This is a genomic window from Thiohalorhabdus denitrificans (assembly GCF_001399755.1).
In the GTDB taxonomy this organism is placed as follows: Bacteria; Pseudomonadota; Gammaproteobacteria; order Thiohalorhabdales; family Thiohalorhabdaceae; genus Thiohalorhabdus; species Thiohalorhabdus denitrificans.
In genome coordinates this window covers 25,009-40,827 of the sequence record NZ_LJCP01000008.1, presented here as the reverse complement: position 1 = coordinate 40,827, position 15,819 = coordinate 25,009, and the positions used below count along the sequence as shown (strand labels likewise).

The 15,819-nt window shown below is 71.5% G+C and carries 9 protein-coding genes; 4 read left to right on the top strand and 5 right to left on the bottom strand.

Features of this window, described 5'->3' with window-relative positions:
* The first annotated feature begins 4 nt into the window (after positions 1-4).
* The gene (locus tag AN478_RS05150; RefSeq protein WP_054965556.1) at positions 5-496 is read left to right on the top strand and encodes a regulatory protein RecX; all 492 of its coding nucleotides are present in this window, start codon (positions 5-7) and stop codon (positions 494-496) included.
* Between the two features lie 115 nt (positions 497-611).
* Complete coding sequence (gene alaS, locus AN478_RS05145) at positions 612-3,257, top strand: alanine--tRNA ligase (protein ID WP_054965555.1); 2,646 nt, start codon at positions 612-614, stop codon at positions 3,255-3,257.
* Between the two features lie 82 nt (positions 3,258-3,339).
* On the opposite strand, the gene ycaO is transcribed toward alaS, so the two are convergent.
* The 5 genes from ycaO to AN478_RS05120 form a co-directional block, all read right to left on the bottom strand.
* Entirely contained in the window at positions 3,340-5,088 is a 1,749-nt protein-coding gene (ycaO, locus tag AN478_RS05140) for a 30S ribosomal protein S12 methylthiotransferase accessory factor YcaO (RefSeq protein ID WP_054965554.1), read from the bottom strand.
* A gap of 58 nt (positions 5,089-5,146) precedes the next feature.
* Complete coding sequence (locus AN478_RS05135; protein ID WP_054965553.1) at positions 5,147-9,124, bottom strand: translocation/assembly module TamB domain-containing protein; 3,978 nt, start codon at positions 9,122-9,124, stop codon at positions 5,147-5,149.
* Positions 9,121-10,956 carry an autotransporter assembly complex protein TamA gene (locus AN478_RS05130; RefSeq protein ID WP_143004149.1) on the bottom strand — a complete coding sequence of 612 codons (1,836 nt, stop codon included), beginning with the start codon at positions 10,954-10,956 and terminating at the stop codon, positions 9,121-9,123. The genes AN478_RS05135 and AN478_RS05130 overlap by 4 nt, the downstream gene beginning before the upstream one ends.
* 232 nt (positions 10,957-11,188) lie before the next feature.
* Complete coding sequence (locus AN478_RS05125; RefSeq protein WP_054965551.1) at positions 11,189-11,389, bottom strand: (2Fe-2S)-binding protein; 201 nt, start codon at positions 11,387-11,389, stop codon at positions 11,189-11,191.
* A gap of 124 nt (positions 11,390-11,513) precedes the next feature.
* Positions 11,514-12,566: a PDC sensor domain-containing protein gene (locus AN478_RS05120; RefSeq protein WP_074471421.1), complete on the bottom strand. Its 1,053-nt coding sequence runs from the start codon at positions 12,564-12,566 to the stop codon at positions 11,514-11,516.
* 197 nt (positions 12,567-12,763) lie between these two features.
* On the opposite strand from AN478_RS05120, the gene AN478_RS05115 reads away from it, so the two are divergent.
* Positions 12,764-14,005 carry an aspartate kinase gene (locus tag AN478_RS05115; protein ID WP_054965550.1) on the top strand — a complete coding sequence of 414 codons (1,242 nt, stop codon included), beginning with the start codon at positions 12,764-12,766 and terminating at the stop codon, positions 14,003-14,005.
* Positions 14,006-14,149: 144 nt separating this feature from the next.
* Entirely contained in the window at positions 14,150-15,811 is a 1,662-nt protein-coding gene (gene cimA, locus AN478_RS05110) for a citramalate synthase (RefSeq protein WP_074471422.1), read from the top strand.
* The last annotated feature ends 8 nt before the right edge of the window (positions 15,812-15,819 follow it).

Here is a 15,819-nt window from a genome sequence, read left to right as displayed (position 1 = left end):
CGCCATGACGGAGCCGGAAGGCCGGGACGACGAGGCCGTGGAGGCCGCCTACGCGCAGGCGCTCAAGCTCCTGGTGCGCCGGGATCACAGCCGGCGGGAGCTGGCCCGCAAGCTGGCCGAGCGGGACCACCCGCGCCCGGCCGCCGATGCCGCCCTGGACCGCCTGGAGGCGGAGGGGGCCCAGTCGGACCGGCGTTTCGCCGAGGAATACGCCCGCGCCCGCTTCGCCAAGGGCTTCGGCCCGCGCCGGGTGGAGGCGGAGCTGCGCGAGCACGGCGTGGACGGCGAGGGGCTGCGGCACGCCGCCCTGGAGCGGGACGAGGAGCGGCGCCTGGCGGCCGATCAGCTTGCCAAGCGCTTCGGCCACACACCGCCCGCGGATGTCCGGGAGCGGGCCAAGCGCACGCGTTATCTGCAGCAGCGCGGCTTTGATCCGGAAGTCTGCGCCGGGCTGCTGCGGGGCGGCGGAAACCCGGAGGACGAAGCGGGTTTCTAAACCACGAACCGAGGACGCGGACGGGCGGGGCCATGCCGAGGCCCCGCCCGTCCGTGCCTTGCGCCCCCGGAAGGGCGCACCGACTCCCCCCACTGGATTGCGGAAGAGGCCCGTCATGGAAGGCGCCGAGATTCGTAGAAGGTTCCTGGAGTTCTTCGCGGCTCGGGACCACGAGGTGGTGCCGAGCGCTTCGCTCGTGCCCCAGAACGACCCCACCCTGCTGTTCACCAACGCCGGCATGGTGCAGTTCAAGGACGTGTTCCTGGGTCGCGAGCACCGGGACTACAACCGCGCAGTCACCAGCCAGCGCTGCCTGCGCGCCGGCGGCAAGCACAACGACCTGGAGAACGTGGGCCACACCGCCCGGCACCACACCTTCTTCGAGATGCTGGGCAACTTCTCCTTCGGCGACTACTTCAAGCGCGAGGCCATCCAGTACGCCTGGGCCTTCCTTACCGAGGACCTCGGCCTGCCGGAGGAGAAGCTCTTCGTCACGGTGTACACCGAGGACGAGGAGGCGGCGCGCATCTGGCTCGACGAGATGGGCATCGACTCCGCGCGCTTCGCCTACGTGGGCGCCGAGGACAACTTCTGGTCCATGGGCGACACCGGTCCCTGCGGCCCCTGCTCCGAGATCTTCTACGACCACGGCCCCGAGTTGCCCGGCTCGCCTCCCGGCTCCGGCGAGGACGAGGGCGACCGCTACGTGGAGATCTGGAACCTGGTGTTCATGCAGTACAACCGGGACGCCGAGGGCAATCTCCACGACCTGCCCAAGCCCAACATCGACACCGGCATGGGCCTGGAGCGCATCGCCGCGGTCATGGAGGGGGTGCACAACAACTTCGACACCGACCTGTTCCTGCCCCTGATCCACAAGGCGGCGGAGCTGGCCGGGGTGCGCTACAACGACGCCGACGCCACCGACGTCAGCCTGCGCGTGATCGCGGACCACATCCGCGCCTGCTCGTTCCTGATCACCGACGGCGTCATCCCCTCCAACGAGGGGCGCGGCTACGTGCTGCGCCGCATCATCCGGCGGGCCGCCCGCCACGGCCGCATGCTCGGCATCGAGGGGTCCTTCTTCCACCAGCTGGTGCAGCCCCTGGTGGACGCCATGGGCCACCACTTCACCGAGCTGGACGAGCAGCAGGCCACCATCGAGCGGGTGCTGCGGATCGAGGAGGAGCGCTTCGCGGCCACCCTGTCCGACGGCCTGGCCCACCTCGAGGAGGTGGTCCGCAACCTGTCCGAGGGCGCCCGGGAGATCCCTGGCGAGGCCGCCTTCCGGCTCTACGACACCTACGGATTCCCCCTGGACCTCACCGAGGACATTGCCCGGGAGCGGGGCCTGAGCGTGGACACCGCCGGTTTCGACGAGCACATGGCCGAGCAGAAGGCCCGCGCCCGGGCCTCCTGGGGCGGCTCCGGCGAGGAGCGGGTTCCGCAGGCCTACTACGACCTCCTGGAGAGCCACCAGGGCACCGAGTTCCTCGGCTACCAGTCCCTCAGCGCCGAGGCCGCCCTCACCGGGATCCTCAAGGACGACGCCTGCTTCCAGGAGCTGAACGCCGGCGAGGAGGCGGTGCTGGTGCTCAACCAGACCCCCTTCTACGGCGAGTCGGGCGGCCAGGTGGGCGACACCGGGCGCATCACCACCGCCGAGGCGGAGTTCGTGGTCACCGACACCCAGCTTCCCCTGCCCGGGCTGGTGGCCCACGTGGGCCGGCTGGAGCGGGGCCGGTTGAAGACCGGCGAGACGGTGCACTGCACGGTGGACGAGTCCGCCCGCCACGCCACCGCCTACAACCACTCGGCGACCCACCTCCTGCACGGGGCGCTGCGCCGCCAGGTCGGCGAGCACGTCCGCCAGATGGGCTCGCTGGTGGAGCCGGAGCGCCTGCGCTTCGACTTCAGCCACTACGAGGGGCTGACCCCCGACCAGCTGCGCACCATCGAGAACGAGGTGAACCGCCACATCCGCGCCAACTACGAGGTGAGCGCCGACTGGATGACCCTGGACCAGGCCCAGGCCAAGGGGGCCATCGCCTTCTTCGACGAGAAGTACGGCGAGCAGGTGCGGGTGATCACAATGGGCCCGGCCTCCATGGAGCTGTGCGGCGGCACCCACGTCTCCCGCACCGGCAACATCAGCCTGTTCAAGATCGTGGAGGAGACCGGCATCGCCGCCGGGGTGCGGCGGATCACCGCCCTCACCGGCCAGGAGGCGCTCAATTACGTGCAGGGCCAGGAGGACCAGATCGGCCGCATCGCCGGGCTCCTCAAGGGCACCCGCGCCGACGCCGACGAGCGGGTGGCGGAGCTGGTGGAGCGGTCCCGTGATCTGGAGAAGGAGGTGGAGCGGCTCAAGAGCAAGCTGGCCACCGCCGCCAGCGGCGACCTCCTGGACCGGGTCCAGGAGGTGGGCGGGACCAAGGTGCTTGCCGCCGCCCTGGAGGGCCAGGACCCCAAGTCTTTGCGCCAGACCGTGGACCAGCTCAAGCAGAAGCTCGGCTCCGGGGTGATCGTCCTCGGCGTGCCGGACCCGGAGAAGGGCAAGGTGAGCCTCATTGCCGGCGTCACCGACGACCTGACCGACCGCTTCTCCGCCGGCGACCTGGTGAACCGGGTGGCGGAAGGCGTGGGTGGCAAGGGCGGCGGCCGGGCGGACATGGCCCAGGCTGGCGGCAAGGATCCGGAGAACCTGGAGGCGGCCCTGGAGCGGGTGCCCGAGTACGTGGAGAGCTGCCTGGCTACCTGAGCCACCGCCAGGTCGGCCAAACCGGAAACGGGCGGCCCTGAGGGGTTGCCCGTTTTGTTTCGTCCCCCCGGTTACGGATCGGTTATTGGGCCAGGGCGGCCCCTTCCTTGACCTCGTGGAGCTTGCGGTAGGCCGCCAGCAGGGCCCGGTGCCGTTCGAAGCCCTCCAGGCTTGGGCCGGGGCGGCCCAGGCCGGGGAATAGCTCCCGCCCGTTTAGGACGGCCTCGGCGCGGGCCACGGTCGCCACCCCGTACAGCCGGGCGAGGGCGGGCCGGAAGTCCTCGGGCGCTCGGCCCGCCAGGGCCATCTCCAGCAGGGCCTGCAGACAGCGGAACAGCGGCAGGCGCGCCTCCGGGAGCTCGCCGGTGTGCAGGCACCACTCCACCCAGCCCAAGGCCTCCTCCTCCCGGCCCAGGGCCAGTGCCAGCAGGGCCTTGAGCTCGCCGAGGCGCATCTGCGCCCACAGGGTGTCCGGCTCCGGAGCGACGCCGATGAGCTCGTGCACGGGCTGGTAGTCGTTGTGGGCGCCCTCCTCCAGCTCCTCGTACAGGGCGGCCCACTGCGCGGCCCCCAGGTCCGGCAGGGAAAGGATCCGCTCGCGGACCCGGGCGCCCTCGTTGTTGTTGTTCACCACCAGCTCGTCCACCGGATAGATCTCCGAGAGCCCGGGCACCAGGATGCGGCAGGCGTAGGCGCCGAGGTGGGTGTAGTCGGCGATGAAGACGTCGAAGCCCTCCTCGTGCAGGAGGCCGACCAGGTGGTCGCGCTCGGTGGCGTTGTCGGCCTCCAGGTTCCAGTCGGCGAAGGGATGGTCCGGCTCCTCCCGCAGGAAATCCCAGGCCACCACGCCGCTGGAGTCGATGAAGTGCAGCTCCAGGTTCTGCGGATCGGCCACCTCCGCCATGTCGAAGGTGGGCGGGCGGAAGCCGTCCAGCTGGTCCAGGCCGCGGCCCTGCAGCAGCTCGGTAAGGGCCCGTTCCAGGGCGATCTCGAAGGTGGGATGGGCCCCGAAGGAGGCGAACACGCTGCCGTCGGCGGGGTTGAGCAGGGTGACGTTCATCACCGGGTAGCGCCCGCCCAGGGACGCGTCGCACACCCGCACGCCGAAGCCGGCCGCCTCCAGGCCGCGGATGCCCTCCCGGATGGCCGGGTAGCGGTCCAGCACCGCTTCCGGCACCTGCGGCAAGGCGAGGCCCTCGGCGATGACGCGGCTCTTCACGGCGCGCTCGAGGATCTCCGCCAGGCCCTGCACCTGGGCTTCCTCGGGGGTGTTGCCGGCGGACATGCCGTTGCTGACGTAGAGGTTGCCGATCAGGCTGACCGGGAACCAGCGCGTGGTGCCGTCGCGCTGGCGCACGTAGGGCAGGGCGCAGACGCCGCGCTCGAAGGCGCCGGAGTTGGTGTCCACCAGGTGCTCGGCGCGCAGCTCGCCCTCGGGGTCGTAGACGGCCAGCAGGTCCTCGTCCAGCAGGCCTTCGGGGATCCCACCGTCCCCAGGGATGGGGAACCAGCGCTCGAAGGGGTAGTGGACGAAGGGCGCCGCGGCGAGCTCCGGGCCCAGGTAGAAGTCGGCGAAGAAGTAGTTGTTGGCCAGCCGCTCCACGAACTCCCCCAGCCCGCTGGCCAGACAGGCCTTGCGGGAGGCGCCCTTGCCGTTGGTGAACAGCAGCGGGCAGTCCACCTCGCGGATGTGCACGGAGTGGACGTGGGCCACGGGGTTCAGCCAGGAGGCCTCCTCCACGGCGAAGCCGGCCTCGGCCAGGCGCGCGGAGAGGGTCTCGATGGTGGCTTCAAGGGGGCAGTCCTTGCCCTTGAGATGGGTGTGCGCCATGGGGCCATCCGGGAGCGGTTCGAAAGGCCGCACATCCTAGCAGGGAAGGGCGGCCGGTTCAGTCCCCGCCGCTCTCGATGGTGTAGAACAAGTCGCCGCCGGTCTCCTGGGCGCTGGACTCGGTGACCAGCCGCCAATGGCGGGCGAGGGTGTAGGTCATGCGGAAGGTGTTGGCGGAGTCGAACAGGCCGATGCCGTAGCTCACGTATAGGCGCGGCGAGAGGTATTTGCCCAGCACCAGGGCGGCTTCCTCGGTCTGCTCCCCCTCCTCGGTGGTGGTCTCCTGGGCCTCCAGCGACACTTCGTCGAGGCCCAGGTCCTCGCCGATGGTCTCCGCCAGGAATTGGCCGCCCTTGCGACCCAGGAGGATGGCCGCCTGGCTCAGGGCCGACTGTTCCCCCCGCGAGGCCTGATCCAGCGGCCGGCCCAGCACCAGCCAGGACAGCTGCTCCGTCTGCGACATGCCGGGTTCGGAGAACAGGGAGAATTCCGGCTCGCGCAGGGGGCCCTTGGCCTCCACCCCTACGGTGATGTCGGGCCGGGGCGTGCGCACCGCCCGCACCTCCAGGCCCGGGGAGGAGACCGGTCCCCCGCCGAACACCAGCCGTCCGGTGCGGATCTCCAGGTCCTGGCCGTAGGCCTTGTACTCGCCCTCCTCGGTGCGCACCTCGCCGGTGGCGGTGGTGGGCTGCCCCGGGCTCTCCTGCACCGTCAGGTCCCCCACGATTCGGGTCTTCAGGCCGAAGCCCTCGAACCGTACCAGGTCGCCCAGGACCACCCGCACGCGGGCGGAGACCTCCCAGGGCGGCTCCACGCCCTCCACCTCGTCCTCCTCGGTCACCAGGACCTGGTCCTCGGAGACCTGCACCACCCCGGAGGCGGGCAGCTCCTTGATCTCGATCTCCGCCCGGGGAATGCGCACCGTCCCGGTGACGTCGACCCGCGGACGCTGCGCCTCCACCTTGAGGTCGGGGGAGATCCAGACCCGGATGTCGGTGGTGTCGTAGGCGAGGAAGTCCTCCCCGGTGATGGCCAGGTCCGCGGTGGGGCCGTCTTCGCCCATGGCGGCCGCGCCCGCCAGGTCCAGGGAGCCTTCTCCCGATTCCGCGTGGCCCTGGAGGCTGATGGAGCGGGTGGATTCGGGTGTGGCCACCAGGCGGAAGTTGCGGATGGTCAGGCCGGCGGGGACCAGGGTGGCGGTGTCGGCCTGGAGGCCCAGCTCCCCGGAGGGGCGGGGCTCGGCCACCGTGCCGTCCACCCGGAGGTCGGCGCGCAGGGCGCCATCCACGTCCTGGATGTCGGGGGCGAAGATGGAGATGGGCTCGAGGTCGGTGATGGCGCCCCGCAGCCGGCCGGACAGGGGCTGGTCGGCCATGGGGCCCTCGCCCAGGCCCAGTTCGGCATGGGCGGTGAGCCGGTCGTCGTCGCCGAGGTTCAGGGCGAAATCGGTTACCGCCCGCTGGCCGTCGATCTCCGCCGTCGCCCAGCTCGGGCGGAGTTCCAGCACCTGCTGGCCGTTGAGGGCCTCGGCGTCCCCGGTCTGCAGGATGCGCCCCGCGCTGGTGACCACCGTCATCCGGCCGGTGGGCGGGCCGTCCGTGGGCATGGTGAAGGTCCCGGAGGCGCTGAGGGTGCCCTCGATACCGGTGTCCGGCGGCAGCAGGGGCAGGAGGTAGCCCAGCGGGATCCCCTGGGCGGCGAGCGCCCCGTGGACCTCCTCGGGGCCGCGCTCCCCCTCCAGGCAGAGCCGTCCCTCGCCGTCGCTCCAGCAGCCGCGCCCGAGGCGGGCGGTGGCGGCGCCGATGGCCCCCTCCACCGGGGCTTCCAGCCGCCAGTCGGGCAGGTTCGCCGGGCGGAGGTGGGCCTGCTCCAGGCGGAAGGTCAGCTCCTGGGCCGCCTCCCGCCAGCTCCCCGAGGTCCGGAGATCCGCCTGCCCCTGGGAGGAGTCGAGGTCCAGCCGGATGGCGTGGTCATCGGGCGTCCCGCGGCCCTCCAGGGCGAGGGTGGCGAGGCGGGTGTCACCGGCCCGGGCGTTGCGCACCGCCACCTTCAGGCGGGAGGGGGCGGCGCCCCGCGGGTGGATCTCGGCCTCCAGCTCCACGCCCTCCACGGTGGACTCTCCCCACCGCAGGCCCTCGCCGGTCAGCTCGGCGCTCACCCGGGGCAGCGGCAGGCGCCCGGTGACCCGCCCTTCGCCGTGCAGGGTGCCCCCGGCCTCCGGATGGACCTCCTCCAGGTCGTCGCTGGAAATGTTCCAGGCCAGGTCCAGCTCCTCCCCCACCCGGCCCTCCGCCGCGAGGGTGGAGGCCCCACTGCGCAGCCGCAGACGCGTCAGCTCCAGCGCCCCGCCGCCATAGGCGCCGCTGCCGCTGACCCGCACCGGGCGGCCCCGGAGCCGTCCCTCCACGAGCAGGTCGGAGACCTCCGCCGCGGGCCCTTCGGGACTCATCTCCGCCTGCACCCCGGCCTCCATATCCAGGGCCCCGGGCCACTGAGGCAGCAGGGGGCCGGGGTTGAGGTCCCGGCCCCGGAGCGCGAGGTCGGCGGCGAAGCGTTCCCCCCAGCCCACGTCCCCGCTGGCCTCGAGGGTGCCCTCCAGGGCCTCCAGGCGCAGGCTCTGGAGATCCAGGCTGTCCGGGCCGCCCCGGGCCCGGCCGGTCAGGTGGAGGTCGGGCAGCTCCTCGGCGCGGCCCGCCGCATCGAGGCGGAGGCGGTAGTCCTCCATGGTCCCGGCAAGGGTGGCGTGGCCGCGGGGCGAGGCCAGGGCGCGTGGGCCGGGCCAGCGCAGATTGTGCCAGTTGATGGCCAGGCCCAAGGGTCCGCCCTGGTAGGTGGCGGCGGCGTGGAAGTCCCCATCGCCCAGGGCGCCCTCCATGCGCGCGTGCAGCGCCTCCCAGTCGCCGAAAGCCCGCCAATTGCCCTGCGCCGACTGCCAGGGGGCCGCCTCGTCCTCCAGGGGCCAGCGCAAGTCCCGCCAGTCGCCGCGCAGATCCACCTCCGGCCCCTCCGCCGGCATGGCCACCCGCCCCCGGGCGCTCAGCCGGGCGGGCAGGCCCTCGGCGGTAACCAACAGCTCGCGGATATCCACGGCCCGCTCCGGCAGGTTCCCCGCCAGGTCGACCTCCAGGTGCAGGGGCGGGCGCTCCGGGAGCCGTAGGTCCACCCCCCCGGAGGCCTCCAGGTCCTCGGTGCTGCCGTGCAGGCGCAGGTCCAGATCCCCCGCACCCGCGGGGAGCCCGGGGCCGAGGGTCCGCAGGTCCAGATCCTCCCCGGTAATCCGGGCCTCCCAGCGGGGCTCCTCCAGGGGGTCATCGATGCGTCCCGTGGTGGCGACGGCCCAGGGCCGGGTCACCCGGTGGTCGAATTCCAGGGCCTGAAGAGTACCCGAAACCTCGAGCCGTCCCGCCATCTCCGGCTGGTCGGGCAGCCGGAGGGTCCAGCCCAGGCTCCCCGCCACGCCGTCGGGGGCGTCGTCCGCGTGGTCGATGCGCCCGCCGCTCCATGCCTCCAGCTCCGGGGTTTCCAGCTCCAGGTTGTCCCAGTACAGCCCCTCCGGGCCGATCCCCACGGCGCCGGTGAGGGCGGTCACCAGGGTGGGCTCGGCGTCCGGGGCGCCGCGGATCTCGCCGTTCAGGAAGCGGGCGTCCTCGATGCGGACGGGCAGGAAGGCGGAGGTGGTCGGCCCTTCCCCGGTCTCCGGTTCGGGCTCCGGGGCGCCAGGCAGGGCGGTGTAGCGGTAGTCCTCCACGATCAGGCGGCTCACCGTGATCCGGCCGCGCAGCAGGTCCGAGGCCCGCCAGTCCAGCTCCCCGCGGGCCATGCGCGCCCGGAAGGAGGCTGTCTCCAGGGTCGCGTCCCGCACCCGGACGGGGCCCACCAGCCGCCCCTCCACGGAGGCCACCTCCAGGCCCTCCGGGAGGGCGGGTCGGACCAGCCGCCACGTCCACTGCAGGCCGGTCTCGGTGAGCAGCAGGAAGGCCCCGCCGCCGAGGAGGGCGGCGAGGACGATCCAGAAGGCGATCCAGCGCCGCCTCACAGGTCCGGCCCCATGCTGAAGTGCAGGCGCCAGTCCGGGGCCATCTCCAGGTCCTCGCGGATGATCGTGTCCTGCGGGGTGGCGAAGTCCAGGCGGATCATCCCCAGGGGCGAGGCGTAGCGGAGTCCCACGCCCACGGCCTCCACGGGATCCGGAGGCCACTGGTTGGAGGCGTTGCCGGCGTCCCAGAAGGCGGCCACGCCGAAGTTGCCCCACACCCGGTGGTCCACCTCCACGCTGCCGGTGAGGAGATAGCGGCCGCCGATGGTGTGGCCGTCGGCGTCCTGCGGCCCCAGGTCCTGGTAGGGATAGCCGCGGACGCTGCGGTCACCACCGGCGAAGAAGCGCTCCGAGGCGGGGATGTCCGTGACCCGGTTCACTCGGGTGGCCCCCGCGTGGACCCGGCCCAGCAGGCGGGTTTGCGGGCCCAGGGGCAGGATCCCCTGGGCCCGGGTCTGGCCCTGCAGGAAGCTGGCGTCGGAGAGCAGGCTCTCATGGGCCCCGTGCAGGTCGAAGAACAGGCTCCAGCCGCGGCGCGGGTAGAGGCGGTCGTCGGCCTTGGAGCGGGACATGCTGCCCCCGGGGGCCAGGAAGGTGTAGTCGCGGTCGTCGTCCCCCACGAAGGTGAAGTCGCGGGAGACGTTGGCGTAGAGGCTGCGCTGCCAGCCGAGAAAGCCCCGGTCCTCGCTGACGCCGAAGAGGTAGCGGTGGTTGCGGGTGTCGCCCAGCTCCTCCTGGGTGATCCGCCCCAGGATGTTGTAGCTGTCGGTGCGCACGTTCTTGATGGGGATCCGGTAGCGGGCCGCCAGCCCCTGGCGCACCTCGGAGAGGAACAGGTCGGTGCGGAACTGGTGGCCCTGCTGGTTGATGTGCCGGAACTCCACGGCGCCGGTGAGCCGGGGGCCGGTGTCCGTGCCGTACCCCACGCCGATGCTGTAGAGGCGGGGCTTCTTCGGGTCGGTGGCCACCTCCACGGGGACGATTCGGGCCTCCTCCGCTCCGTCCTCCTCCGGCGTGTAGGGCGCGGCCTCTTGCCGCGCCATGTTCACGGCCACGCGCTCGAAGTAGTCCGTATCGGAGAGGGCGAACTGCAGATCCAGGAGCCGCCGGGAGGTGAGCCGCTCGGCGCGTTCCACGGGCAGCAGCCGTTCCACGAAAGCGGGGTCCAGGATGTCCTGCTCCACGCGGATATTGCCGAAGTAGTAGGCCGGGCCACTGTCCATGACCAGCGCCACCCGGGCCTCGTTGCGGGCGGGATGGACCCGGATCTCGTTGCGGGTGAAGCGGGCGTCCAGGTAGCCGGACGCCACGGCCTGCTCCAGAAGGTCGTCCTTGGTGGCGGAATAGCGGTCGTGGCGTAGGCGTTCCCCCTCCTTGAGGCCCGAGTCCTCCAGGACCCGGGCCAGCCCACCATCGTCCCGCCCGGGTCCCATGATCCGCAGTTCCAGCTCGGTGATGATGGTGGGCGGCCCGCGATCCACCTCGTAGCGGGCCACCCAGGCGTCGCCATCCCGGTCCAGGGAGCCCCGGATATCCGGGTTGTAGAAGCCGAAGGGCTGGAGGGCCTCCCGGATCTCCTCGGGGGCGGCGCGGTGGTTCCGGCTTATGTTCGTGGGGTCAGGGTCCTCGGTCCCGGCCAGCTCGGCGATGGATAGGTAGGCGCGGATGTTCCGCTCCAGCTCCCCGCTCACGCCGTCCACCTCCAGGCGCAGGGTGTCCGGATCGGCCGGGGCGAGCCCGGGCACCAGGGCGAGGACGAGCAGCGCCCCCGCGCGCCGCAGCGGCGACGGTGGTCCGGGAGCGGAAGGGCGGGGCCGCGGGCGTGGGGGCAAAGCAAGCCATTTCCGCCGCCCCTGGGCGGGCGGCAACGGGTCTCGGTACGGCGGCCCGGTCCGGGCCGTCGGAAAGGCCCCGACCCCCGGTCCGTCGTGGGGAGGCGACGGGCCGGAAAGGCCTTCTGTCCAAGTTAGCAGACGCGCGGTCGGGCGGAGAGGGTGCTGGGGGTTTTCCGCGAACGAGATCCGGGGAGACGGAGGAGCGGGGCTTTTCCGCCCCGGCCTCCGGTCAGGCGGGCTGGGGAAGGGTCGTCTCGGGGGCGAACTGCTCCAGGGCCTCGCGCAGGCACTCGGTGGTGAACTCCGCGCAGGTGCCGCAGCCCGTGGATGCGCCCAGCCGGTTCTGGAGGTCCTCCAGGTCCCGGGCGCCCTCGGCCACGGCCTGATGGATCTGGCGCTCGGTCACCCCCTTGCAGATGCAGACGTACATGAGCAATCCCCACCGGGTGGAAGTTGTTCCACACAACATAGAAGAAATGGGAACGATTCGCAATACGTTTCGCATCCTCCGACCCCGGGTGCCGGATCGGGTTCCCGGCGGGGTTCGCCCCCGCCTATTCCGTCAGCGCCCGCTCGGGTCGAGGCGCCGCCGGTCCCGGGGCCTCCGGGTGCCGGGCCGGAGCCGCGGGCGACGCGGCCGGGAAGGGCTCCTCCCGGCGCTTCTGCCAGCTCAGGAGGGTCACCTCCGCGCGGCTGCCGAGGTAGACGTAGACCCCCAGGCCCAGTAGCAGGCCCACCACGGTGAGCATCATGGCCACGGCGGGCAGGATGCCTTCCCCTTCGCCGAGGGCCGCCTTGAACATCAGCAGCAAAGATTCGATGGACACCGCGATCAGGATGGCGGCGATGAAACGGGTGATGGTGCGGCGGGTGGAGCTGTGGCGGAAGATGTCCTTGTGGGTGAGCACCTCCTCCTCGAGGATGGTCTTGGCCAGATCGAAGATGGCCAGCGACAGGGTGAGGAAGATGATCACCCCGAAGGGCTTGAGGTGCAGCGCCCTGTCGGAACCGCCGTCCGCCCCGGGCAGCAGCGCCCCGAGCTCCTGGACCGAGAAGGCCAGCAGCACCCCCACCACCGCCAGGAGCCCGGCCACAATCAGGGAGTAGACGGCCTTGAACACGGGCTGGAACCGCCGGCGTTCGCGGTCCCCCAGGAGGAAGGCCACGATCTCCGCCAGGTCCGCGTCGAGAACCAGGTAGCCCCGGGCCCGGCCCGTGGCGTCGCGCAGCTCCAGGGCCGCCGACAGGCAGAGGTTGTGGCCCGTGGCCGAGAGGTAGGGCTCGGTGACGACGACCTCCTGCGTCCCGCGGGCGAGGCGGAAATAGGGGCGCTGGCTGCGGTCGGCGCCCACCCCGGTGCGGGCAAGGGCCTTGCCCTGGTTCACCATGTTGTCGCTGGTCTGGATTCCCTGGGCATCGAGGGTGTAGACCATGTCGAGAAAGGGGTAGCGCTCGGCCAGGGCGTGGACCTCCCCCTGCAGGGACGCGGGGTCGTCCACGGCGCGATGCTCGGCGATCCCGGTCACCAGGGAGGCCAACAGCTCGGCGATGGCCCCGCGGTGGTCCTGGTAGCGCTCGAGGATGTGGAGGTAGCTCATGCTGCTCATCGGGGCGGGCCTTTCCGGTTTGGTGCTTCCGGAGGACCTCTTGCAAGGGGGATGCCGGTTCGGCCGGGTGGCGGCGGAAGGCGGCCCCCGTGCCTCCCGGAGCGTCGCCGCGTGCGATACAATGGCCGCTTACGGATCGCGAATGCACCAAAATGGTGCGTCCGTCGGGACGCGGAGCGCACCAACATAGGGAATCCATGGCGTTAATCGTTCAGAAATTCGGGGGCAGCTCGCTGGCGGACGTGGGCAAGATCCGCCACGCCGCCGAGCGCGTGCTCGCCGAGCGCGAGCGCGGCAACGACGTGGTGGTGGTGGTCTCCGCCATGGGCGGACAGACCGACGACCTCGTGGAGATGGCGGAGGCCCTCCACGAGCAGCCGCCGGAACGGGAGATGGACCAGCTGCTGGCCACCGGGGAGCAGGTCACCATCAGCCTCATGGCCATGGCCCTGCAGCAGCGCGGCCACGCGTCGCGCTCCTTCGCGGGCTGGCAGGTGCCCGTACACACCGACGACGTCCACACCAAGGCGCGCATCCACGACATCGACCGCGAGAACCTGCGGGCCGAGCTGGAGGCGGGCGGCATCCCGGTGGTGGCCGGCTTCCAGGGCCTGGGGCCCGACGGCTCGGTGACCACCCTGGGCCGGGGCGGCTCCGACACCACGGCCGTGGCCCTGGCGGCGGCCCTGGAAGCCGACGAGTGCCACATCTACACCGACGTGGACGGCGTTTACACCACCGACCCGCGCATCGTGGCCGATGCCCGGCGGCTGGATAAGATCACCTTCGAGGAGATGATCGAGCTGGCCAGCCTGGGCGCCAAGGTGCTGCAGATCCGGGCCGTGGAGTTCGCCGGCAAGTACAACGTCCCGGTGCGTGTGCGGTCTACCTTCGGGGAAGGGGAAGGCACGCTCATCACCGTCGAGGAGGAGGCCATGGAAAAGGCCCTAGTTTCCGGGATCGCCCATAACGAGGACGAGGCCAAGGTGACCATCATCGGCGTCCCGGACCGACCGGGAATCGCCCACGCGGTGATCGGCGCCGCCGCCAAGGCCAGCATCAACGTCGACATGATCATTCAGAACCAGGGCGAGCACGGCAAGACGGACTTCACCTTCACCGTGCCGCGCTCCGACTACAAGCAGGTGATGGAGGTGCTCGACCCGGTCTGCAAGGAGATCGAGGCCGAGGCCCTCACCGGCAGCGACCGCATCGCCAAGATCTCCGTGGTGGGCGTGGGCATGCGCAACCACGCCGGTGTGGCGGACCGCATGTTCGAGGCCCTGTCCAACGAGGGCGTGAACATCCAGATGATCGCCACCTCGGAGATCAAGGTCTCGGTGGTGGTGGACCAGAAGTACACCGAGCTGGCGGTGCGCGCCCTGCACGAGGCCTTCGAGCTGGACAAGCCGGTGGAGGAGCGCGACCACATCCATTGAGGGGCGCGGCCGCCGTGGGAGGGGTCCCTGACCGCGACGATGAGGCTCCGGATACGGATCGCGGTCACGGACCGCTCCCACGGGTGGTGCGCCCCATCCGCGTCCCACTTTAAATGCCTGACCGTTCCCCCGGACCGATACGCCTTGACCAACCCGACCGATAGCAACATCGAGGTCTTCGACACCACCCTCCGCGACGGCGGGCAGTCGGAGGCCGTGTCCTTCTCGGTGGAGGACAAGCTGCACCTCGCGGAGGCCCTCGACCATCTGGGCGTGGACTTCATCGAGGGCGGCTGGCCCGGGGCCAACCCCCGCGACGACGCCTTCTTCGAGGCGGCGCGGGAGCGCACGCTCCGCCATGCCCGGCTGCTGGCCTTCGGCTCCACCATGCGCTCGGGCAACACCCCCGCGCAGGATCCGGTCCTCTCGGGCCTGGTGGCCGCCGGCCCGGACGGCGCGGTGATCTTCGGCAAGGCGTGGGACCTGCACGTGGAGCTGGGCCTGGGCATCGGCCTGGAGGAGAACCTGGCCCTGGTGCGCGACTCCGTGGCCTACCTCAAGGAGCAGCTCGGCGTGGTGCTGTTCGACGCCGAGCACTTCTTCGACGGCTACGCCAACCACCCCGACTACGCCCTGCGCGTCCTGGAAGCCGCGGCCGACGGCGGCGCCGACCGCCTCGTCCTGTGCGACACCAACGGCGGCGGCCTGCCGGCACAGATCGGCGCGGCGGTGGACGCGGTGCGGGAGCGCCTGCCCGGCGAGGTGCTGGGCATCCACTGCCACAACGACGGCGGCCTGGCGGTGGCCAACACCCTGGCCGCCGTGGAGCACGGCGTGCGCCACGTGCAGGGCACCCTCAACGGCCTGGGCGAGCGCTGCGGCAACGCCGACCTTACCGCCATCCTGCCCAACCTGATCCTCAAACTGGGCTACCGCGGGGCGCAGCTGGGGCCGGAGGAGCTGGAACGGCTCACCGCCACCTCCCGGTTGGTGGACGAGCTGGCCAACCGCAGCCCCCGGAACAACCAGCCCTTCGTGGGGCAGTCCGCCTTCGCCCACAAGGGCGGGGTCCACGTATCCGCGGTACGCAAGGACGCGCGCACCTACGAGCACATCGCCCCCGAGGCGGTGGGCAACGTGCGCCGCATCCTGGTCTCCGACCAATCGGGGCGCTCCAACATCGTCCACAAGCTCCAGGAGCTGGGGCTTCTCGACCGCCTGGAAGGCAACGACGCCGCGGTGGCCCAGGTGGTGGAGCGCATCAAGGACCTGGAGCACCAGGGCTACCAGTTCGAGGGCGCGGACGCCTCCTTCGAGCTGGTGGTGCGCCGGGTCATCGGCGACCTGCCCGAGTACTTCCGCCTGGTGGGCTTCCGCGTGCTCGACGCCAAGCGCCACGCTGGCGAGGCCCCCGAGAGCGAGGCCACGGTCATGCTGGAGGTGGGCGGCGAACGGGCCCACACCGCGGGCACCGGGAACGGCCCCGTGAACGCCCTGGACCACGCCTTGCGCAAGGCCCTGGTGGGCTTCTACCCGGAGCTGCGCGAGATGGACCTGGTGGACTTCAAGGTGCGGGTGGTGTCCGCCGGGGGCGGCACCGACGCCGCGGTGCGGGTGCTGATCGAGTCGGGCGACCCGCACGAGCACTGGGGTACGGTGGGGGTGTCCGCCAACGTCATCGAGGCCTCCTACCAGGCCCTGGTGGACGCCGTGACCTACAAGCTCGCCAAGAACGGCCGCTCCGATCACCTGCTGGCGGGCGGGGTTGTTGAGCAGGCATCCGGATCGGGGCTCGACGAGGGCTGAGGAGCAAC

What these genes read in the sequence shown, in the direction of transcription:
- AN478_RS05115 (WP_054965550.1), top strand. Translation starts at nt 12,764, where the DNA reads ATGGCGTTAATCGTTCAGAAATTCGGGGGCAGCTCGCTGGCGGACGTG.
- AN478_RS05120 (WP_074471421.1), bottom strand. Translation starts at nt 12,566, where the DNA reads ATGAGCAGCATGAGCTACCTCCACATCCTCGAGCGCTACCAGGACCAC.
- AN478_RS05125 (WP_054965551.1), bottom strand. Translation starts at nt 11,389, where the DNA reads ATGTACGTCTGCATCTGCAAGGGGGTGACCGAGCGCCAGATCCATCAG.
- alaS (WP_054965555.1), top strand. Translation starts at nt 612, where the DNA reads ATGGAAGGCGCCGAGATTCGTAGAAGGTTCCTGGAGTTCTTCGCGGCT.
- ycaO (WP_054965554.1), bottom strand. Translation starts at nt 5,088, where the DNA reads ATGGCGCACACCCATCTCAAGGGCAAGGACTGCCCCCTTGAAGCCACC.
- AN478_RS05150 (WP_054965556.1), top strand. Translation starts at nt 5, where the DNA reads ATGACGGAGCCGGAAGGCCGGGACGACGAGGCCGTGGAGGCCGCCTAC.